This window comes from Aquirufa sp. 5-AUSEE-100C1 (genome assembly GCF_054558655.1).
Genome location: NZ_JBPXKO010000001.1, coordinates 229,688 through 249,019, shown reverse-complemented (window position 1 = coordinate 249,019; position 19,332 = coordinate 229,688). Strand labels below are relative to the sequence as shown.

Annotated in this window: 19 protein-coding genes; 8 read left to right on the top strand and 11 right to left on the bottom strand. The window is 41.8% G+C overall.

Annotated elements, in window-relative coordinates:
- The first annotated feature begins 46 nt into the window (after window positions 1-46).
- The gene (locus ACMH5P_RS01125; protein ID WP_459492477.1) at window positions 47-3,004 is read left to right on the top strand and encodes an FAD-binding and (Fe-S)-binding domain-containing protein; all 2,958 of its coding nucleotides are present in this window, start codon (window positions 47-49) and stop codon (window positions 3,002-3,004) included.
- Complete coding sequence (locus ACMH5P_RS01120; protein WP_459492476.1) at window positions 3,001-3,297, top strand: DUF4286 family protein; 297 nt, start codon at window positions 3,001-3,003, stop codon at window positions 3,295-3,297. The genes ACMH5P_RS01125 and ACMH5P_RS01120 overlap by 4 nt, the downstream gene beginning before the upstream one ends.
- Here the strand turns inward: ACMH5P_RS01120 and ACMH5P_RS01115 are convergent.
- Window positions 3,294-3,980 (bottom strand): uracil-DNA glycosylase, encoded by a 687-nt coding sequence (locus ACMH5P_RS01115; RefSeq protein ID WP_459492475.1) that lies wholly within the window; start codon window positions 3,978-3,980, stop codon window positions 3,294-3,296. The genes ACMH5P_RS01120 and ACMH5P_RS01115 overlap by 4 nt on opposite strands.
- 10 nt (window positions 3,981-3,990) lie before the next feature.
- On the opposite strand from ACMH5P_RS01115, the gene apaG reads away from it, so the two are divergent.
- Window positions 3,991-4,377, top strand: a complete 387-nt coding sequence (gene apaG / locus ACMH5P_RS01110) for a Co2+/Mg2+ efflux protein ApaG (protein ID WP_459492474.1) — start codon at window positions 3,991-3,993, stop codon at window positions 4,375-4,377.
- Entirely contained in the window at window positions 4,377-4,796 is a 420-nt protein-coding gene (locus tag ACMH5P_RS01105; RefSeq protein ID WP_459492473.1) for a hypothetical protein, read from the top strand. The genes apaG and ACMH5P_RS01105 overlap by 1 nt, the downstream gene beginning before the upstream one ends.
- A gap of 50 nt (window positions 4,797-4,846) precedes the next feature.
- Here the strand turns inward: ACMH5P_RS01105 and ACMH5P_RS01100 are convergent, their stop codons facing one another.
- Both ACMH5P_RS01100 and ACMH5P_RS01095 read right to left on the bottom strand, forming a co-directional pair.
- Complete coding sequence (locus tag ACMH5P_RS01100; RefSeq protein WP_459492472.1) at window positions 4,847-6,637, bottom strand: DEAD/DEAH box helicase; 1,791 nt, start codon at window positions 6,635-6,637, stop codon at window positions 4,847-4,849.
- Between the two features lie 170 nt (window positions 6,638-6,807).
- A complete protein-coding gene (locus ACMH5P_RS01095) occupies window positions 6,808-8,031 on the bottom strand; it encodes a hypothetical protein (protein WP_459492471.1) in 1,224 nt (407 codons plus the stop codon).
- Between the two features lie 92 nt (window positions 8,032-8,123).
- Here ACMH5P_RS01095 and hisB point away from each other — a divergent pair, with 92 nt between their 5' ends.
- Entirely contained in the window at window positions 8,124-9,239 is a 1,116-nt protein-coding gene (gene hisB / locus ACMH5P_RS01090) for a bifunctional histidinol-phosphatase/imidazoleglycerol-phosphate dehydratase HisB (RefSeq protein ID WP_459492470.1), read from the top strand.
- A gap of 149 nt (window positions 9,240-9,388) precedes the next feature.
- Here hisB and radC read toward each other — a convergent pair whose 3' ends face one another.
- Both radC and rpsT read right to left on the bottom strand, forming a co-directional pair.
- On the bottom strand, window positions 9,389-10,078 hold the full coding sequence (radC, locus tag ACMH5P_RS01085) for a RadC family protein (protein ID WP_459492469.1): 690 nt from the start codon (window positions 10,076-10,078) through the stop codon (window positions 9,389-9,391).
- Window positions 10,079-10,151: 73 nt separating this feature from the next.
- Window positions 10,152-10,409 carry a 30S ribosomal protein S20 gene (gene rpsT, locus ACMH5P_RS01080; protein WP_315575331.1) on the bottom strand — a complete coding sequence of 86 codons (258 nt, stop codon included), beginning with the start codon at window positions 10,407-10,409 and terminating at the stop codon, window positions 10,152-10,154.
- 89 nt (window positions 10,410-10,498) lie between these two features.
- Between rpsT and ACMH5P_RS01075 the strand changes: the two genes are divergently transcribed.
- A complete protein-coding gene (locus tag ACMH5P_RS01075; protein WP_459492468.1) occupies window positions 10,499-11,356 on the top strand; it encodes a zinc dependent phospholipase C family protein in 858 nt (285 codons plus the stop codon).
- A 4-nt stretch (window positions 11,357-11,360) separates the two neighbouring features.
- Complete coding sequence (locus tag ACMH5P_RS01070; RefSeq protein WP_459492467.1) at window positions 11,361-12,557, top strand: class I SAM-dependent rRNA methyltransferase; 1,197 nt, start codon at window positions 11,361-11,363, stop codon at window positions 12,555-12,557.
- A 35-nt stretch (window positions 12,558-12,592) separates the two neighbouring features.
- Here ACMH5P_RS01070 and lepB read toward each other — a convergent pair whose 3' ends face one another.
- Genes lepB through ACMH5P_RS01040 form a run of 6 tightly spaced genes read right to left on the bottom strand, consistent with a single transcriptional unit; the run spans window position 12,593 to window position 17,576 of the window.
- Window positions 12,593-13,741, bottom strand: a complete 1,149-nt coding sequence (gene lepB, locus ACMH5P_RS01065; protein WP_459492466.1) for a signal peptidase I — start codon at window positions 13,739-13,741, stop codon at window positions 12,593-12,595.
- Window positions 13,738-14,520, bottom strand: a complete 783-nt coding sequence (locus ACMH5P_RS01060) for a phytanoyl-CoA dioxygenase family protein (protein WP_459492465.1) — start codon at window positions 14,518-14,520, stop codon at window positions 13,738-13,740. The genes lepB and ACMH5P_RS01060 overlap by 4 nt, the downstream gene beginning before the upstream one ends.
- Window positions 14,521-14,525: 5 nt before the next feature.
- The gene (gene dapB, locus ACMH5P_RS01055) at window positions 14,526-15,248 is read right to left on the bottom strand and encodes a 4-hydroxy-tetrahydrodipicolinate reductase (protein ID WP_459492464.1); all 723 of its coding nucleotides are present in this window, start codon (window positions 15,246-15,248) and stop codon (window positions 14,526-14,528) included.
- The gene (locus ACMH5P_RS01050) at window positions 15,245-15,808 is read right to left on the bottom strand and encodes a DUF5683 domain-containing protein (RefSeq protein WP_459492463.1); all 564 of its coding nucleotides are present in this window, start codon (window positions 15,806-15,808) and stop codon (window positions 15,245-15,247) included. Before ACMH5P_RS01050 ends, dapB begins: the two co-directional genes overlap by 4 nt.
- 54 nt (window positions 15,809-15,862) lie before the next feature.
- Window positions 15,863-16,786: a ParB/RepB/Spo0J family partition protein gene (locus ACMH5P_RS01045; RefSeq protein ID WP_459492462.1), complete on the bottom strand. Its 924-nt coding sequence runs from the start codon at window positions 16,784-16,786 to the stop codon at window positions 15,863-15,865.
- 10 nt (window positions 16,787-16,796) lie between these two features.
- Window positions 16,797-17,576, bottom strand: coding sequence for a ParA family protein (locus ACMH5P_RS01040; RefSeq protein WP_459492461.1), 780 nt, complete (start codon window positions 17,574-17,576; stop codon window positions 16,797-16,799).
- 169 nt (window positions 17,577-17,745) lie between these two features.
- On the opposite strand from ACMH5P_RS01040, the gene ACMH5P_RS01035 reads away from it, so the two are divergent.
- Window positions 17,746-19,329: a peptide MFS transporter gene (locus ACMH5P_RS01035; RefSeq protein WP_459492460.1), complete on the top strand. Its 1,584-nt coding sequence runs from the start codon at window positions 17,746-17,748 to the stop codon at window positions 19,327-19,329.
- Window positions 19,330-19,332 lie beyond the last annotated feature (3 nt).

Sequence of the window (19,332 nt, the reverse complement as noted above, 5' to 3'; positions counted from 1 at the left end):
TTGGTAAGATTGGATTTCGTAATTTTAAAACTCAATTCGAACATACATGCATTGGAGTAAGCGGGACATCGAGCAATTAAGCATTCATTTTGAGGGAGACCTCTACATGACTGACTCCGCTGACGCCCGTCGCACCAAACGTCTCTATGCAACGGACGCTTCTGTCTACGAAGTACAGCCCCAAGCGGTTGCCCTTCCTGCCAATTCCAAAGACATCAAACGGCTAATCCAATTCGCCGCCTCCCACAAATCAAGTATCATCCCCCGTGGAGCAGGAACCTCTTTAGCCGGACAGGTTGTTGGCGAAGGAATCGTTATGGAGATGTCGCATCGGATGTCGAAAATCATCCAACTCAATAAAAAAGAACATAGCGTCTGGGTTGAACCTGGCATTATCCGAGACGATTTAAATAAACACCTCGCCGAAGCGGGCGTATTTTTCGGTCCTGAAACTTCGACGGCTAACCGTGCTTTAATCGGGGGGATGATCGGAAACAACTCCTGTGGCTTACATTCCATCGTTTGGGGTTCGACACGGGACCACCTGATCGAGACACGCGCTATTCTTTCCGATGGCACCGAAATTCATACCGAGCCCTTAAGCAAAGAAGAGTTCTACCAGAAAACCACATTAGGGAATCTCGAAGGTAAAATTTACCGTGAATTGCATCGAATTCTGAATAATCCGGAGGTACAAACCTTGATTCGAAATCGGTTTCCTAAATCCGATATTAAACGACGGAATACAGGATATGCACTCGATGCATTGCTTGATATGCAACCCTTTCATCCAGAAGGTAAAGCTTTTAACCTTTCTGCCTTATTCGCAGGATCTGAGGGAACTTTAGCTGTCGTTCATGCCGCTAAATTAAACGTATTGGAAGAAAAGAATCCGTTTATCGGATTGTTGTGTTTACACTGCTCGACCTTGCAAGATGCGCTACATGCCAATGTTTTAGCTTTGGAATATGAACCCACCGCCTCCGAATTGGTGGATGATTTTATTCTTTCGTTTACGGAGGATCACCCCAACTTCAAAAACGATCGTGCCTTTATCGACGGAAAACCTGCGGCAATGCTCATGGTCGAATTCCGGGAAGATAGCCAAGAGGCATTGGATCTAAAGATCAAAGCTTGCACGGAGGATGTTCAAAAAGCTAATTTAGCCTATGCTTTTCCGGTACTTTATGGAGGTGAAATCAATAAGGGTTGGGATATCCGAAAAGCAGGATTGGGATTAATTCGGAATCTGAAAGGCCTAAAACAACCGGTTAATTTAATCGAAGATTGTGCCGTATCGCCGAAAGATTTACCCGCCTATGTGGCTGACATTCAAACTCTTCTGGCAAAACACAACGTTCAAGCCGCCTATTATGCGCACGCAGGTGCCGGCGAATTGCATATTGAACCCTTTCTCGATATTCACTCGAACGGAGGAAAAACACTATTTCGCTCACTATTAGCCGAAACCGTTGAAATCCTAAAGAAATACCAAGGTTCCTTGAGTGGAGAACATGGCGATGGACGTCTTCGAGGTGAATTCATTCCTCAAATGATGGGGCCAGAAATATATGCCCTATTCAAGGAAATCAAACAATTGTTTGACCCACAAAATATCCTAAATCCAGGTAAAATTGTGGATACCCCTCCCATGGATGAGGCATTCAGGAAAAAAGAAACTAGTCTATCCACGAAACACTATTTTCATTATCCAGATACCGATAGCCCCTTAGGCCTTGCCGAAAAATGCTCGGGATCTGGAGATTGTAAAAAGACAGCCTTAAGCGGCGGTACGATGTGCCCGAGCTTCATGGCTAGCCAAAAAGAAGCAGACAGTACGCGTGGACGGGCCAACATGCTTCGTCAATTACTCACCGAACAAGGTGCCGAGGCCTATTCAAATCCAGAATTATTGGATGTCTTAGACCTATGTCTTTCCTGCAAAGGATGTCAAACGGAATGTCCCTCAGGCGTTGATATGGCTAAATTAAAAGCGGAAACGTGGCAACAGCATTACGATCAAAAAGGAACTCCTTGGCGTACATCGTTGATCGGCCATTTCCCAAAACTCCAACAAGTAGCGAGTTACATCGCACCACTGTATAATTTAGCAATCAATTTCCCAGGCACTTCCATTTTGGTTAAAAGCCTCATGGGATTCTCCTGGAATAGAAGCATTCCCGAAGTACATTTCACCAGCCTCGAATCTTGGTTTAAACGCTATTCAAAGAAGAATCCACAAGATACCTTCGAGAAAGGCTTCGTTTACCTATTCGCGGACGAGTTTACCAATTACAATGAGGTAGAACTCGGTAAGAAAACAGTCTTACTCTTAAATGAATTGGGCTATGGAGTGAAAATTCCATCGCAAATCATCAGCGGTCGGAGCTATATCTCCAAAGGGATGTTGGCCTTCGCTAAAAAATTAGCCAAAACCAACGTATCACTTCTTCACGAAAAGATTTCGGCAGAACATCCCTTCATCGGCATTGAACCCAGTGCGATCTTAAGTTTTCGAGATGAAATTCCTCAATTGGTTGAGGAAAACCAACGAGCCGATGCATTGAAATTAAAGGAAAACTGCCTGTTGATCGATGAATTCTTGTTGAGGGAAATCAAAGCAGGACGCATCGACAAAGCTGCTTTCACAGACAAATCAGAAAAGATTGTACTTCATGGCCATTGCCACCAGAAATCAATCGCAGGAATTAGTTCCACAAGACAAGTTCTCGCATTCCCGGCCAATTACGAAGTTGAATTATTACCAACGGGTTGCTGCGGCATGGCGGGATCATTTGGATACGAAAAGAAACACTATCCATTATCCCAGCAAATCGCCAAACTAGTGCTCTATCCTCGCCTATTAGCAAGTAAAAGAAATACGATTATCGCGATGAATGGAACATCTTGCCGTCACCAAATCAAGGATGGCATCGACAAAGAGGGATTCCACACGGCAGAAATTATGTACCAAGCGCTGGCACAAAAGACTTTAAAACCATGATCCAATACAACATATCCATCTTCGTAGAGAATGCCATCGAAGAACAAGCTATCAAAGCCCTTACGCAACACATTGTTCCTGAATTGAATCAATGGGATTTCATTGAACAAGCACAGGTCTTTGAAATTTCCTCCCATCAGGAGCCGGATTCGAAAGGCTTTTCCATTCAGTGCCTTATTCCAGTAAGCGAGGAAAGACGGAAGGAAGCCATCGAAACCTTGATTTCTACGTTCTTCTTGGAAGAATTCCCAAACAAATTTGTGTATTTCCCGAGCCAGCTAAGACGGCTTTAAGCCCAATGAATGGGTTTTAGTCCCTGGGAAACTAAAAAATCATTCGTCTTAGAAAAATGGCGAGATCCGAACCAACCACCCCGATTCGCAGATAATGGTGAAGGATGTGCCGAAGTTAGCATCAGGTGTTTAGGATCCGATAGTAAGGAAGAAAACTGTTGGGCATGATTACCCCACAAAAGAAACACAATTGGTTTTTCGTGCGAATTCAAGGCTTTGAGAACAGCTTTCGTAAATTCTATCCAGCCTAGTTTGGAATGTGAACCTGCCTCTCCGGCCCGAACGGTCAACGAAGTATTCAACATCAAAACACCTTGAGCAGCCCAATCACTCAAATCTCCCGAAACACGCATAATCCCCAAATCCATGTACAATTCCTTGAAAATATTCTTCAAAGAAGGAGGAAATGGACAAGCTTGAGGAACCGAAAAACTCAAACCATGAGCCTGTCCAGGTCCATGGTAAGGATCTTGACCTAGAATAACTACACGGGTATCTTGATAGGAACATAACTGAAACGCTTGGAATAACTGCTCTTGGGGCGGGTAAACAGTTTCATTAGAATAGGCATCCACGACACGATTCGATAATTTCTCAAAATTGTCGGACGCTAAGCTAGATTTCAAGATGGATTTCCAATCATTGTGCAGTAAATCCTGTAATTTTACGCTATCGTTCATCATAAGCCAAAACATGTCCTTGCAAGCATTGCCCGAAATATCCATTGATGTCATTGTCACCCATATCCCGGATATTGAGATACAGCGACCCTATCAATATTATTTCAGCTACCAAATTACCATCTTAAATCGGTCCATGCAACCTGTCCAATTGGTCAGTCGGTACTGGGAAATCAAAGACGGAGGCTTGCATCAAGAAGTGGTGAAGGGATTGGGAGTCGTGGGCCAACAACCCATTTTGGAACCCAATACCTCATTCACCTACACCTCGGGATGTCCGCTCATGGCTGAATTTGGTAAAATGCAGGGACATTACACCTTTTTGAACTTAACGAATCAAGAAACGTTCCAAATACCCATCCCTGCCTTTTCCCTAACCACTCAATTCGCGCAAAACTAATGTTCAAACGATTCGCATTTAATTGGACAGCTCAAACAGCACATGGATTACATTCTCCTTTTGTATATGATTTATATACAAAAGTGATTGATCCGATTTATCAGTCGGCCCCCCAGAACATCACCGAAGCACTTATTCATGGAATCGGCCAACATATGAAATTAGCGGCCGGGAAATTGCATGTGATCGATATGGCCCAGGTTCTATCGGATCAATTAAATCTAATCGATGAATTGATGCAAGACCCATCTCATCTGTTGATTTGTGTTAATATTAGACAATCGGATGAAACGCATCAAAATTGGCAATTTATAGCAGCTAAGGAACAAGCGATACATAGCATTGAACTCTATGAATTAGGAATCATTTCGTTAAATCCAATTGCTCCGAAGCAATTTTTCCGACTCAAAAAGTCATAAAAAAAAGGAGCAACCTTTCGATCGCCCCTCAAAAAAAAAAAAATATCGAATTAAACGGGCTTCGCCAATTCAACCAAAACGCGCTTGCCTTTGATTGCTGCTCCAGCCATTTTATCTAACACTACTTTTGCATATTCCTTCGGAACATCTACGTAAGTGTGCTTGTTTTCAATTTGAATCTGTCCCAAGACATTTCCAGGAATTCCTGTTTCACCTGCGAAGGCTCCCACGATATTCGATGGAGAAATCTTTTCATTAAAACCAATGTTGACGAACATACGAACCATGTTCTCATCACTGCGGTAAGGTTTTCCCTCACGATCCATACGCGGACCACGTGGGCCACGATCACGATCGCGATCTCCACCACGCTCAAAACGTCCGCCACGATCTCCGCCGCGTGAATCGCGGTCGAAACGACCACCACCCCGACGCTCACCGCCACGAGAATCACGATCACGGTATCCACCGCCACGCTCTTCACGTCCGTACTTACGAGATTGACGTTCGAATTCGCCTTCTAAATTCTCATCACCAAACTCATTCTTTTGGATACCCATGTTCATCTTTACCAAGGCAGCAACAATTTGCTCCGTCGTAAATCCTGCATGATGTAAATTTTCCAATGAATCCGAGAATACCTCTAAATCACCTTCGTTGATCGTCGCAGCAACACGCTCAATAAACATGCCCTTCTTGATACCCACAACATCTGTGAATGATGGAATAACACCTTTATCGATTTTCACCTTCGTGTAGTTCATGATCTCACGCAAGCGATTGCGTTCTGAACCTACTACCAAGGTAAATGCCTTACCAAATTTACCGGCACGACCTGTACGACCAATACGGTGTACGTAATACTCTTCATCTAATGGGATATCGTAATTGATTACGGCATCAACATTATCAACGTCCAATCCACGCGCCGCTACGTCAGTAGCTACCAAGATACACACATTTCCATTACGGAAACGGTTCATCACTTGGGTACGTTGACTCTGGCGTAAATCCCCGTGCAAGCCTTCTGCCGCATAGCCGCGAGATACCAATTCTTCCACCACCTCATCGACGCGCTTCTTCTGATTACAGAAGATCAACATCAATTTCAGGTTATAAAAATCAATCAAACGTGTTGTTACCTCCATTTTGGCACGGCCCTTCACGTCGAAATACAATTGCTCAATATTGACGTTGGTGATTTCATTTTTAACAACCTTCACCAATTTAGGTTCAGTCAAATAACGACTTGTCAAGGCCATAATAGGCTTAGACATCGTTGCTGAGAACAAAACGGTTTGACGCTCATCGGGCATTTCTTGCAAAATGCTTTCTATGTCTTCACGGAATCCCATGTCCAACATCTCATCGGCCTCATCCAAAACAATCATAGAAGCTTGTTGGAGCTTCAAGGCACGACGCTCAATTAAGTCAATCACACGACCTGGCGTACCCACCACGATGTTTGCACCGGCCTTCAAAGACTTAATCTGACGATCAATTGAATCACCCCCATAAACGGTCGTAACCCAAACCCCCTTCGTGAATTTTGCCAATTTCTTCATTTCTTCCGAAACCTGAACGGCCAACTCACGCGTTGGGCATAAAATAATTGCTTGAACGAATTTCTCAAACGGAACGATATGTTCAATCATCGGAATACCAAACGCAGCGGTTTTACCCGTACCTGTTTGTGCTTGTCCGATAACGTCACGACCCTCTAAAACGTAAGGAATTGCTTCTGATTGAATGGGGGAAGCAAACTCAAAACCCATTTCTTTTACTGCTTCTTGGATACCTTCCGACAAAGGAAGACTATCAAAGCGAATTTTTTCACTCATGATTTGTATGTTTAATTATGATGCCCTAACACATCCGTAATCAAACCTAATAACCCTCTAAACTGTCTGGAAGGGGATTTGCAATTGCTTGCAAGCGATTTATGCGGATGCATTTGTACTAATATGCCACAAAAGTAGGCATACTTACAATGGAAAGCAAATGAATTGGATTATTTTAATACAGACTTCTTTGAGAAAACAAAAGTAACACCGGTGGACTCACTGGTTTTCACCTCCATACGAGCCGGCGAAAGTCCCTCTCCCACAAGACGGTTCTTGATTAAAAAACCACGTTTAAGTGATGACCGATCATCTTTACCCGACTGAACAAGTATTTTTAAAGACACCTCTTTATGCTTGTTTAACCCTTCGGCCATGCGCTTAAAAACATAGTCGGTAGGCTTTTCCAATAAATCTGTTTTTTCATCAAACAACAACTCAGAGCCTGCCAATTCCAAGGGATCTGTGTTAGTGGAATCAGATAAGAATTGATGTAAACCTACGATAATGGAAGTTTTAGGAACCTCGAAAGTAGAACCATTTGGCCAAGCTAGCGTAGTTAACGAATCCGCACGTAGTTTCGTGGAATCTAAAACAGCCCTTGTTAGACTATCATTCAATTTATTCAGACTATCGACAGGGATAATTTCATCGGCTTCAGCGACAATCTCCTCTGTATCCGTTGAGCGAAAGGTTGTATACCAAATAACCCCTCCACCTAAAACCAGGATAATTAACATGTACACAAAGGTGCTCACCGTCAAATTTTGCAACCAATTTCCATCAACGATAGGTTCTTGATCATCTGCATACGTTAACAGAGCACCCGTATCCACACGCAAAATATCGGACAACAAAAGAATCTCAGAAACCCCTAATTGAATTTTAGGTGGACATAGAACAAAAAACTGCTGTTTTAAAGCGCTAAAATATTCACCATAGGCTTTCCAGTCTTTTAAAGCCGCATATTCTTCTTGCTTCAGTCGAAAACCGTAAAGCCCAAAAAACAATGTCAAACCTTTCAGAATGGCTGAACTTTTCGCCCCCATTTCGCGAGAAAGCAACAAGGCAATGGCACTCTTTTTGTCAGGAATTAAAATACCCATCATGCCTTCGCCGTATCGAAGTATGCTATCCTCACTGAACTTTTGCGTACCCTCCGCTAAAATAGCTTCGATGTCCGCAACGGGTGCCGGTTTCTGAAGAATAAAATTATATAAGGCATTAAATCGAATCCGATTTCGAACCAATTTCAACAATCCACCCAAGATAATTGCCTCCCAAACCGGAAATAACTCTTCCACCTTTTCAACAGGTTCAGAGATAAGTTTGGCCATTCGCTCAACAATTTGCGACTTTTCTTCTTCGGTAATTACGTAAAACGATTGATTCATAAGGCTACAAAATTACAAGGACAAAACGGATTTCACACATAAGTATCCGCTTATTTTTAAATTATTAACGATGCATTTCTTACCTTTGTTTTATGAAAAAAGTATTGTTTATTGACCGCGATGGGACCATCATAAATGAGCCTATTACTGACCAACAGGTTGACTCCTATGAAAAGCTCGCCTTTTTACCAAACGCTATTTCAGTCTTAAAGAAAATTGCGGAGGAGTTGGACTTCGAATTAGTCATGGTCACCAATCAAGATGGCTTGGGTACTGCTTCATTTCCAGAAGAGACCTTTTGGCCAGCTCACAATAAAATGCTTGAAATCCTTCAAAACGAAGGAGTGAATTTTGCGGATATACATATTGATCGTAGTTTCCCAGCCGATAATTTACCTACCCGTAAACCGGGCATAGGGATGTTGAAGCAATATTTTTCAACCGAATATGATTTAGTGAATTCCTTTGTGATCGGTGACCGTTTAACCGATATTCAATTGGCTAAAAACCTTGGTGCCAAAGGAATTTTCATTGGCCCTGAAAACGCTGTTTCAGACGATTTAAAAGAATCTCTTGGATTAGTTTGCGCATCCTGGGATGAGATTTACCGTTTCTTGCGCCTACCCGAGCGAAAAGTGAGTCACCAACGAAACACGCATGAAACCAAAATACTGATCGATTTAAACCTAGATGGAAGCGGTAAAGCCAACAACCAGACTGGTCTCGGTTTCTTTGATCACATGTTGGATCAAATTGCCAAACACGCGAATGTTGACTTAGCTGTCAAAGTAGACGGTGATTTACACATCGACGAACACCATACAATAGAAGACACAGGAATTGCTTTAGGGGAAGCCTTTAGCTTGGCATTGGGAGATAAACGTGGAATCAATCGTTATGGTTTTCTATTACCCATGGACGAATGTTTGGCACAAGTTGCCCTAGATTTTTCGGGTCGAAATTGGCTAGTGTGGGAAGCCAGCTTCAAACGTGAAATGATCGGAGAAATGCCCACCGAAATGTTCTCACACTTCTTTAAATCCTTCTCAGATGCGGCAAAATGCAATCTGAATATTCAGGCAAATGGTGAAAATGAACACCACAAAATTGAAGCGATATTCAAGGCTTTTGCGAAAACAATCCGCATGGCCGTCGAACGCGACATAAAAAATTTAAATTCTTTGCCGAGTACCAAAGGATTACTCTAAACAAATTCTTAATTTTGCACAAATAATTAAATACTATGGGATATTCAGGAGCAGCATTCTTTATCATTTTGTTCGCAATTTCAATCGTTATTGGAGCAAAACTTCAAAAAATCTACAAAGAAAGAGGGAAATAATTCCTCTTTCTTTGTTTACAACCATCCCTCATCAGCGAAGCTTACATAGCTCGTGCTAGTTAGTATCAAATGATCAGAAATGATCATATCCAAACTTCCAGCCGCAGAAATCAATTTTTGAGTCACATGTTTATCTGCTTGACTTGGACTTAATTGTCCAGAAGGGTGATTATGTGCCAATATCAAACTGCTCGCTTGTAGCTGCAAAGCAGCTTTTAAAATCATTTTACTATCCACAACCGTTCCGGAGATACCTCCCCTACTCACACATTCTTTTTTTATCAAGCGAGCTGCCCGATTTAAATAAATAACCCAAAATTCCTCATGGTTCAAATCTGCTAAATGCGGTTTTAACAACTGATAAGCATCCATAGAAGAGCGAACAACCTCAACAGACTGCAAAGCCACAAATTCCATTCGACGGCGACCTAATTCCAGTGCTGCCACCAAAACCGCAGCCTTTGCCTGACCAATTCCCTTCACACGCTGAAATTCAATCAAACCCCACCGGCCGAGTAAATTTAAATCCCCCTCGACATGTAGAAGTATTTCGCGCGCTAAATCCAAGGCAGAACGTTCGCGAATTCCTGTTCCAATAAGTATAGCTAACACCTCCTCGACTCGAAGCAGGTCCTTACCCTGTGCGTATAAAATCTGCCGGGGTTGCTCCGACACCTGTAAATCGTGAATCTTTTGATAAGCCATGTACGAATGTACTGCCTATAAACAAGAAAACCCCGCGGTGTGCGGGGTTTATCAAGTACCTGATAATAAGGAATTAAGCTGCGATTTTATTCGCCAACTTCGCTAATTTTGATTTCTGATTAGCTGCCTTATTTTTATGAATGATGTTCTTCTTTGCTAATTTATCCAACGCAGAAGACACTTGCTTGAACAAGTCAGATACAATTGCCTTATCAGTCGTCAATCTCAATTTCTTGATCAATGTACGAGTAGATTTGTGTTGGTAACGATTGCGCAAACGCTTTGACTCATTTGCCCGAATACGCTTTAGTGCTGATTTATGATTTGCCATTTTTTAAAAAAATTCTCTTTTCTGTAAAATTGAATTGCAAAAGTAAGTAAAAGGTTTAGAATTTACAACACTACCACTAAAAAAAGCTGATGAAATATTTATTCACATTCCTGTTCATGATACAGCTCGTTCATGCAAATCCAAATTGGGGTTTTTATGCCCATAAAAAAATCAATAAGCTGGCTATTTTTTGTCTCCCTTCTCCCCTCGTCATATTTTACAAACGACATGTGGAAGAAATTGAACGTCTGGCGGTTCTACCTGACCAGCGACGTCACAGCATGGATCAAGAAGCTGCTCGTCATTACATCGACTTAGATCATTATTCCATCTCTGAATTAAAATATCGTTCCTGGGAAGAAGTCTGTTCTCGCTATTCGTCTGATACTTTATCGGCTCATGGAATCGTACCGTGGAATATTTTAGCTTTTTATAAAAATTTAACCTTTGCTTTTGCCCAAAAGGATACGAACTCCATCGTAAAACTTTCCGCAGAATTAGGGCATTATGTGGCTGATGCGCATGTTCCCTTGCATACAACATCGAATTATGATGGCCAACAAACCAACCAGGTAGGTATACATAGCTTTTGGGAATCGAAAATTCCTGAGTTACTGCAAGATGAATTAGATGATTGGATTGGGCCTGCTACTTATATCAAAGAGCCCTTAAAGGCTTGTTGGGATTGGATTCTAGAATCCCACCAAATGCTTCCACAGTTATTCGAGGAAGAAAAGCAATTATCCGCATCGACACCCGATTCAAAGAAATACGTACATAAACAACGGGGCATGTTGCTAGAGAAAACGTATACGTCTAAATACATAGCAGACTACCACAAACGCCTTGATAATCAGGTAGAAAAACGATACCGAGCCTCCATCAAACATGTGGCAGATTTATGGTATTCCGCTTGGTTAGAGGCTGGTGAGCCTGAATTCCAATAAATTTATGCAATTTTACAGCATGAATGCAGCGAAATTTGTCCAATTAAAGCACGGGAAAGATGCCCCGGTCAAACGTTTTCACCCTTGGGTTTTCTCAGGAGCGATCATTAAACAAAGCCCCAATCTACAAGATGGCGATTGGGTGAATGTATATAGCAGTCGGGAAGAATTCCTAGGCACCGGCCATTTCCACCATGGAAGTATCGCTGTCAAAATCATTTCATTCGAAAACATCGAATCCAAATCAGCCTTTTGGGAAAAACGCATACAAAATGCTTGGGATTTACGTAGCCTACTTCCCTTAAAAGACACGAATGCTTTTCGCTTGATACATGGCGAAGGTGACGGATGTCCAGGATTGATTATGGATCTCTACAAAGATGTTATCGTATTTCAAGCGCATACGATTGGAATGCACCGCGACAGAGATGAGATCGTCGAGGCCATCAAAAATGTACTTGGCAAAAAAGTCAAAGCCATCTACGATAAAAGTAAGGAGACCCTGCCAACAGACTATGCCCAAGGTGTAACGAATTCATTTGTGTTTGGCGAGGTCAAAGTTCCTTATACCGTCAAAGAGAACGGGATTTCCTTCTCAATTAACTGGATTACCGGACAGAAAACGGGATTCTTTATCGACCAGCGCGAAAACAGAGCCCTATTGGCCCAATACGCTCCTGGCAAATCCGTCTTAAATACCTTCTGTTATTCCGGTGGCTTCTCACTTTACGCACTTAAAGTGGGTGCAGCATCTGTGATTTCATTGGATGCATCCGCCAAAGCGATCGATTTGGTAAACGCCAATATCGAATTAAATAAAATGCAGGATTTAAACCATCAAGCGCTTGTTGGGGAGACACTTCCCTATTTAAAAGCCAATGAGGATGAATTTGACATCATCGTGTTAGATCCTCCCGCATTCGCCAAATCGATGAACGCCAAACATAAAGCCTTACAGGGCTATCAAAAGATTAACGAATTGGCTCTGAAAAAGATTAAGAAAAACGGCTTGTTGTTCACCTATTCCTGTTCGCAGGTGATTACGCGTGACTTATTCTACAACATGCTCGTCGCAGCAGGTATCGCAGTGGGTCGAGAGATACAAGTCATTCATCAAATGACACAATCGCCAGATCATCCGATCAACTTATTTCATCCGGAAAGTAATTACCTCAAAGGTTTTGTACTAAAAGTCTTATAACAAAAAAGGCGCTGAATCGATCAGCGCCTTTTTATTTAGTCAACGAATCGGAAAACTCGAGACCAGCGAATTTTATTCCATGAAAAGAGCGACTTATTGGGGTCAATTGACATCCAAACAAAGACTGCTTTCCCTACGATATGATCCGCTGGAACGAATCCCCAAAAGCGCGAATCCGCTGAATTGTGACGATTATCACCCATCATGAAGTAATAATCTTGTTTGAAAGTATAGCTCGTTAATACCTTGCCATCTTTCAATAACTTATCTCCCACATAGGTAAATCCCGTATTGCCCTCATAATTGACAATAGCTTCCTGATAAAGTTTGCTATTTTTACGATCTAACATAACCGTCCAACCTTTTGCTGGAATCTTTATTGGACCATAAAAATCACGATTCCATTTAAAATCAACGGTATCATGCGGAAACATATCGATGAAGGTAAGGCCTTTCGGGTCCTTAAATGCATCTAAATCGAATGATTTTGACCATGGCAGGGACTTTATCTCGTTAATATGTTTTAGCGATGTGTTCAACTTGTAACCTGCCAACTGATTTGTCGAATCAGCTAAGGGCAACCAATCTGCTGAATCATAGCTCGCATCCGGTGAATTACGAATTCCATACTCCTCAAAAAACTTCTCATCCAAATTTTCCTTCGTTTTCATGAAGACTGGATGCTGCATACGCTCTGGATTTTCCATGACCTTGTTATTGACAATGACCTGTTGGTCTCTAACCTCCAACACATCGCCGGGCAAGGCCACACAACGCTTGACATAAAAGGTACGTAAATCGACCGGAGCATCCCCATCCTCCGTAAAGTTAGGCACATTAAATACGACCGCATCCCCTTGTTTAACCGATGAAAAACCCGGTAAACGATAAATAGGCAATTGTAGCCACGATAAATACGAAGGTAAATTAGTAAACCAAATTTTTTGATGCGTCAATGGTAATTGCAAAGGTGTCTTGGGTGTTCTAACCCCGTAATGCATTTTACTCACGAATAAGAAATCACCAACCATCAAGGAACTTTCCATCGAAGGTGTCGGAATCGTATAGGCTTCAAATAGGAAAAACCGAATTAGTGTGGCAGCCACGACCGCGAATACGACGGAATCAAGCCATTCTCTAAATGCTGATTTCTGTTTTGGCTTAGGGCTTTCTGTTTGTTTCATGAATTCTTATGTAAGTATTTATCAATTAATTCTTGTGAAGGCTTATAGATATATGGATGCGGGAAACCATTCTCAATAAACGCAGGATCCTGCATGTTCGTATAACGGAAATGACAAGACCAACGAATCTCATTGTTCGTTATCTTTCCCGACTCATGCACTAATAAGGTCGAAAAAATGGCTACATCCCCCAGTTTCATCGCTTTTTGAACACGGGGATAAGATGATCGATCAAAATCAACTTCCGCAAATCCGTTTTCGATGCGATCGGTCAAAGGACCAAGTTTATGTGAACCCGGATAAAATACAACCGGTCCATGTTCAATTTCCAAATCCATCAAGGGTAACCATACGACAACGGAGTCATCGGATGCCAACATCGATGTCCAATCTTGATGCAAAGGCGTTTTATAAAAATGTTCCGACTTGGCAAGTGAAGGGTGATTGAAAAACAAAACCGGTCGAGTACACATCAGTGGATGCTCAAGACCTAAATCCTTTAACAACTCAATCAATTTCGGATTGACGGCCAATTGGTATAACTCAATCAATCCACTTTGAATCATTTTGCCACAGGAAATGAATTCCTCCAAATGATTCTCAAAAAGTGACTGCATTTGAGTCAAATAGTCCCCTTCTATATGAAAACGTTTGAATTGTATATCAAAGATAGACTTAGCGGCCTCTTGGATTTGACGAATCAAATCCGGATCAAAAAGACCAGGCAGGATAATTAAGCCTTCTTCTTTCAGTTGATTTTTTAATGCTAAACGGTCCATAAATTTTAATTTAATAGATCATCCATACCTAAAACACCTTTTTTATCCTTCACCCATTCAGCAGCAATGACTGCTCCAAGTGCGAAGCCCTCCCGACTAAACGCCTCGTGCGTAATTTCTATCTGATCAACCTTGGAAATATACTTGACCGTATGAGTTCCCGGAATAATTGACTCACGCTGAGACCAAATAGCCACCTCATTCGCAGCCGGAATTTCATTATTTACCCATTTCGTTTTCGAAGGATATGCATCGATAATTCCCTCGGCAATAGTAATCGCTGTACCGGACGGGGAATCCTTCTTTTCCAAATGATGAATCTCATTTGTATAAATATCATATTCAGGATGCCCAGCCATGAGTGCGGCCAATGTCTTATTCAATTTAAAAAATAAATTTACGCCAATGGAGTAGTTGGAGGCGTAGAAGAATGTCGACTGATGTTTTTGCGTGGCTGCTTCTACCTCAGCTTTTTTCTCCAACCAACCCGTCGTTCCGCATACCACAGGGATTTGCTTTTCGATGCAAGTCATTATGTTAGCGTATGCCGAAGCTGGATTCGAGAACTCAATCGCCACATCGACGTCTTGATTAGATAGTTTGGCTAAATCCGATTGATTATCCACATCGATACGCGCAACGATTTGATGCCCACGACCCGTCGCAAGACGCTCAATTTCCTTACCCATTTTTCCATACCCAATCAATACAATTTTCATCTCACTCATTTTTTAAAATTAAACGATAAAGTTAAACCGGACACCAAACCTTGTGACAAAGGGTCGAAATCCATGATTGGTTTCACTCGCATACTTAAATCATCTGAGACATCGAATGTCTTCAAATGGGCGCTCACATTGGCATCCACAATATTCAATGCCCAAGCCAAAACCATCCCAATGTACGTAAAATCGCGATTCCGTCGAAACCCGTCATTAATTCGTTTTAATTGATTTACATCTAAATCCCGAGTAACGCCATCCTCATAAGGCACCGCAACGGTTGTTGGCGGTTTATAGGTGGGATCATCCGGATGCGGAGATACCACATAATAGTACGCGCGATATTTCTTGTAACGAACCTGATTGTAATTGGCAATCATGCCCAACGTAACAAAAGCTCCCGCCACCAGTGGTAACTTCCAATATTGTCGGTTATACACCTGACCCCAACCGGGAATCATCAAAGATTTCAAAGTCGCTTGACGAGGGATAATTTTATACGTTTTTTTTACTGGGAGAGCTGAATCCTGCTTTACCTGAACCAATGAGTCAAGACTATTTGACATCAGATTTCCTGAGGTCAGCAATAAAAACAGCAAAAAAGTAATTAGACGCATAAATTAGGACTGAATGGCAGCTAATACCTTCAATAATTCTTCTTTGGATTTAAAGACAATTTTCATCTCCCCTTTTCCTGCTTCATTCATCTTTAAGGAAACTGGCGCCTTGAAAAATTGAGTCAATTGACCTTGCCATTGACGTAAATCATTTGCGTCTACCGAGCTTTTTCCACCCTCAGGTTGATCTGTGGCTGGCGTAGCAGATTGACGCACGGCATCCTCTAATCGTCTCACCGACCATTCTTCAGAAATCGTCTTTAAGAACAATTGCTGCTGAATTTCCGCATTTTCCACCGAAATCAAACAACGCGCATGCCCCATCGAAATTTTATTATCACGTATTGCAACCTGAATATGCGGTGGCAATTTTAATAAACGCATGTAATTCGTTACCGTCGAACGATTCTTACCCACACGAGCCCCTAAATCCTCTTGACGTAAGTCGCATTCTTCCATTAAACGCTTGTAAGAAAGGGCAATCTCGATGGCATTCAAGTTTTCACGTTGAATGTTTTCAATCAAGGCCATCTCAATCATCTGTTGGTCATCAGCCGTCCGTACATACGCCGGAATTCTTACCAATCCGGCAATCTTGGAGGCCTGTAAACGACGTTCACCCGAGATCAACTGAAACTTCCGAGGAGCAACCTTACGAACGGTAATTGGCTGGATAATTCCTTGAACACGAATCGATTCCGCTAAATCTTGTAATGCCTCCTGCTCGAAATACTCGCGTGGCTGGTATGGATTCGTCTCAATAAACTCCAAAGGAATCTCTTCCATCAGGTTTACCCCATCCAAGCCACCGAGTGAATCGGCACCTTGACGGGCAGAACTTTGAAGGTTCTCGGAATCCTCCAATAAAGCTCCCAAACCTCTTCCTAATCCAATACGCTTCTTATTTGCCTCCTGCTTGCTGCTCATCTAAATTTGATCAAATGGTTTGTAATAGGCCGTTTTTCTGGATAATCTCCTTGGCTAAATTCAAATAACTAATCGCTCCTTTACTATCTGCATCATGCAAAATCGCAGGAATTCCATAACTCGGGGACTCCGACAAACGAATATTTCGTGGAATGATGGTCTCAAAAACCATATTCTTAAAATGTGAATTTACTTCGTTAACAACCTGATTTGATAAGCGTAATCGCAAATCATACATGGTCAATAAAATCCCCTCAATGACTAACCCAGGATTCAATCTCGATTGAATAATCTTAATCGTATTCAACAACTTACCCAATCCTTCCAGGGCATAATACTCACATTGTACCGGAATAATCACGGAATCAGCAGCCGTAAGGCTATTAATGGTAATTAGACCTAACGATGGCGAGCAGTCCATAATGATAAAATCATATTGGTCTTTAATGCCCGACAAGGCCTCTTTCATCTTTCCTTCGCGATTCGTCAAATTGATCATTTCGATTTCCGCTCCCACTAAATCAATGTGCGATGGAATAATATCCAAAAAGGGCACTTCAGTTGCCAAAATACTTTCTGAAACTGTAGCAATGCCTACCATGCATTCATAAATACTCCGACTCACTTCTTTGGGATTAAACCCAAGACCCGAAGTCGAATTCGCCTGGGGATCAGCATCAATCAAAAGCGTCTTAAATTCCAATGCAGCCAAACTCGCAGCTAGATTAATAGCTGTCGTCGTCTTACCTACACCGCCCTTTTGATTTGCAATCGCGATAATCTTACCCATGAATGAATTGAATTAAATATTTGTTAACGACTTGAACCAACAATATTACGAAAAAGGTTTCACATCTTTTTTCAAATCTGAACATCAAACCATGAAATTTTATCAATCATATCATGCTTGATTTAAACAAAGATATTTTATCTTGCCGACCGATTATCAACAACCTATTATGTCACAAAACTCTACCGCTCACCCAAAAGGATTGTATGTACTTTATTCCACCGAGATGTGGGAGCGCTTCAATTTTTATGGTATGCGAGCCATTCTTTCGCTCTTTTTAGTAAATGCTTTGGCATTTAAACAAAACGAGGCGTCCATTCTTTATGGAGGATTTCTAGGCCTAAGCTATTTGATGCCCATGATCGGTGGATATGTATCTGATCGATACCTAGGAAATCGTAATTGCATCATATTGGGTGGATTGATCATGTCGATTGGTCAATTGTTCCTATTTGGTTCCGCAAGTACCTTTCAAACGAATTTCTCCATGGCCAGCCTGTTTATGTGGATTGGCTTGTTATTCCTTATTGTTGGAAATGGTTTTTTCAAACCTAACATCTCTTCGATGGTTGGCTCACTCTATCCTAAAGGAGATAGCAGACTTGATTCTGCCTTCACCATCTTTTACATGGGTATCAATACGGGCGCATTCCTCGGCATGTTGATTTGCCCGATGGTTGGCGACATTAAAGTAGACGGCGTCAGAAATGTTGAAGCCTTCAAATGGGGCTTCTTAGCGGCTGGTTCAGCTATGCTACTTGGAACCATTTTATTCCATTTCCTAAAAAACAAATACATCGTTGACCCCAATGGTCAAGCGGTAGGCCTAAAACCTGTTTTCAACAATCAAACAAAAACGGACGAAGAATCAGAGAAAGCAGAATTCTCGACAAAATCAATTCTAACGACCGTCGGCCTGTTCATCGCTCTTGTATTAGGCATTCATTTTTACATCGTCACTGAGGAAGCAAATCCAATCAAAGACTGGATCTATCCGATTATTTATGCCTCTGGAATTAGCTTGGCATTCTTGATTTTAACGGATAAAACGCTCACCAAAATTGAGCGTGACCGCATTTGGGTGATGTATATTATTGCTTTTTTTGTCATGTTTTTCTGGTCCGCCTTCGAACAAGCTGGATCGTCGTTAACCTTTATCGCCGACCAACAAACGGATTTGAATTTCTTTGGAATCGAATTACCCCCAAGCTCAGTCCAAAATGCGAATTCCATTTTTATCATTTTACTGGCGCTACCTTTTAGTTACCTATGGGTACGTTTGCAAAAAAGAGGTATTGAGCCGAATTCCCCCACAAAACAAGCGATTGGCTTACTTTTGTTGGCCATCGGTTATTTAATCATCGCCAACCAAGTAAAGGATTTGGGAACAGGTAAACTGGGTGTAGTATGGTTTTTTGTGATGTATTTATTTCACACGATGGGAGAAATTTGTTTATCACCGATCGGTCTATCGCTCGTATCCAAATTAGCACCCAAAAGATTCTCGTCATTATTAATGGGTGTTTGGTTTATTGCCAATGCGGCCGGTTATGCCTTAGCCGGGACCTTGGGAGCCTTATTACCTCCTACGAAAATTGAAGCTGGAGTAGCCCTACCCAGCTTTCTTGGATTTGAAATTCACAATTTATATGAGTTCTTCATGGTGTTTGTTATTTTGGCTGGATTAGCGTCCATCCTAATGTACATATTAGCTGTAGGACCCCTTAAACGAATGATGCACGGCATCAAATAATTA

Excerpts from the sequence above, each read along its gene's own strand:
- radC (WP_459492469.1), bottom strand. The coding sequence starts at position 10,078 with ATGGCTTATCAAAAGATTCACGATTTACAGGTGTCGGAGCAACCCCGG.
- rpsT (WP_315575331.1), bottom strand. The coding sequence starts at position 10,409 with ATGGCAAATCATAAATCAGCACTAAAGCGTATTCGGGCAAATGAGTCA.
- ACMH5P_RS01115 (WP_459492475.1), bottom strand. The coding sequence starts at position 3,980 with ATGATGAACGATAGCGTAAAATTACAGGATTTACTGCACAATGATTGG.
- ACMH5P_RS01125 (WP_459492477.1), top strand. The coding sequence starts at position 47 with ATGCATTGGAGTAAGCGGGACATCGAGCAATTAAGCATTCATTTTGAG.
- ACMH5P_RS01075 (WP_459492468.1), top strand. The coding sequence starts at position 10,499 with ATGAAATATTTATTCACATTCCTGTTCATGATACAGCTCGTTCATGCA.
- ACMH5P_RS01060 (WP_459492465.1), bottom strand. The coding sequence starts at position 14,520 with ATGGACCGTTTAGCATTAAAAAATCAACTGAAAGAAGAAGGCTTAATT.
- dapB (WP_459492464.1), bottom strand. The coding sequence starts at position 15,248 with ATGAGTGAGATGAAAATTGTATTGATTGGGTATGGAAAAATGGGTAAG.
- ACMH5P_RS01120 (WP_459492476.1), top strand. The coding sequence starts at position 3,001 with ATGATCCAATACAACATATCCATCTTCGTAGAGAATGCCATCGAAGAA.
- lepB (WP_459492466.1), bottom strand. The coding sequence starts at position 13,741 with ATGAAACAAACAGAAAGCCCTAAGCCAAAACAGAAATCAGCATTTAGA.
- ACMH5P_RS01050 (WP_459492463.1), bottom strand. The coding sequence starts at position 15,808 with ATGTCAAATAGTCTTGACTCATTGGTTCAGGTAAAGCAGGATTCAGCT.
- ACMH5P_RS01095 (WP_459492471.1), bottom strand. The coding sequence starts at position 8,031 with ATGAATCAATCGTTTTACGTAATTACCGAAGAAGAAAAGTCGCAAATT.
- ACMH5P_RS01040 (WP_459492461.1), bottom strand. The coding sequence starts at position 17,576 with ATGGGTAAGATTATCGCGATTGCAAATCAAAAGGGCGGTGTAGGTAAG.
- ACMH5P_RS01105 (WP_459492473.1), top strand. The coding sequence starts at position 4,377 with ATGTTCAAACGATTCGCATTTAATTGGACAGCTCAAACAGCACATGGA.
- ACMH5P_RS01035 (WP_459492460.1), top strand. The coding sequence starts at position 17,746 with ATGTCACAAAACTCTACCGCTCACCCAAAAGGATTGTATGTACTTTAT.
- ACMH5P_RS01100 (WP_459492472.1), bottom strand. The coding sequence starts at position 6,637 with ATGAGTGAAAAAATTCGCTTTGATAGTCTTCCTTTGTCGGAAGGTATC.
- ACMH5P_RS01070 (WP_459492467.1), top strand. The coding sequence starts at position 11,361 with ATGCAATTTTACAGCATGAATGCAGCGAAATTTGTCCAATTAAAGCAC.
- hisB (WP_459492470.1), top strand. The coding sequence starts at position 8,124 with ATGAAAAAAGTATTGTTTATTGACCGCGATGGGACCATCATAAATGAG.
- ACMH5P_RS01045 (WP_459492462.1), bottom strand. The coding sequence starts at position 16,786 with ATGAGCAGCAAGCAGGAGGCAAATAAGAAGCGTATTGGATTAGGAAGA.
- apaG (WP_459492474.1), top strand. The coding sequence starts at position 3,991 with ATGTCCTTGCAAGCATTGCCCGAAATATCCATTGATGTCATTGTCACC.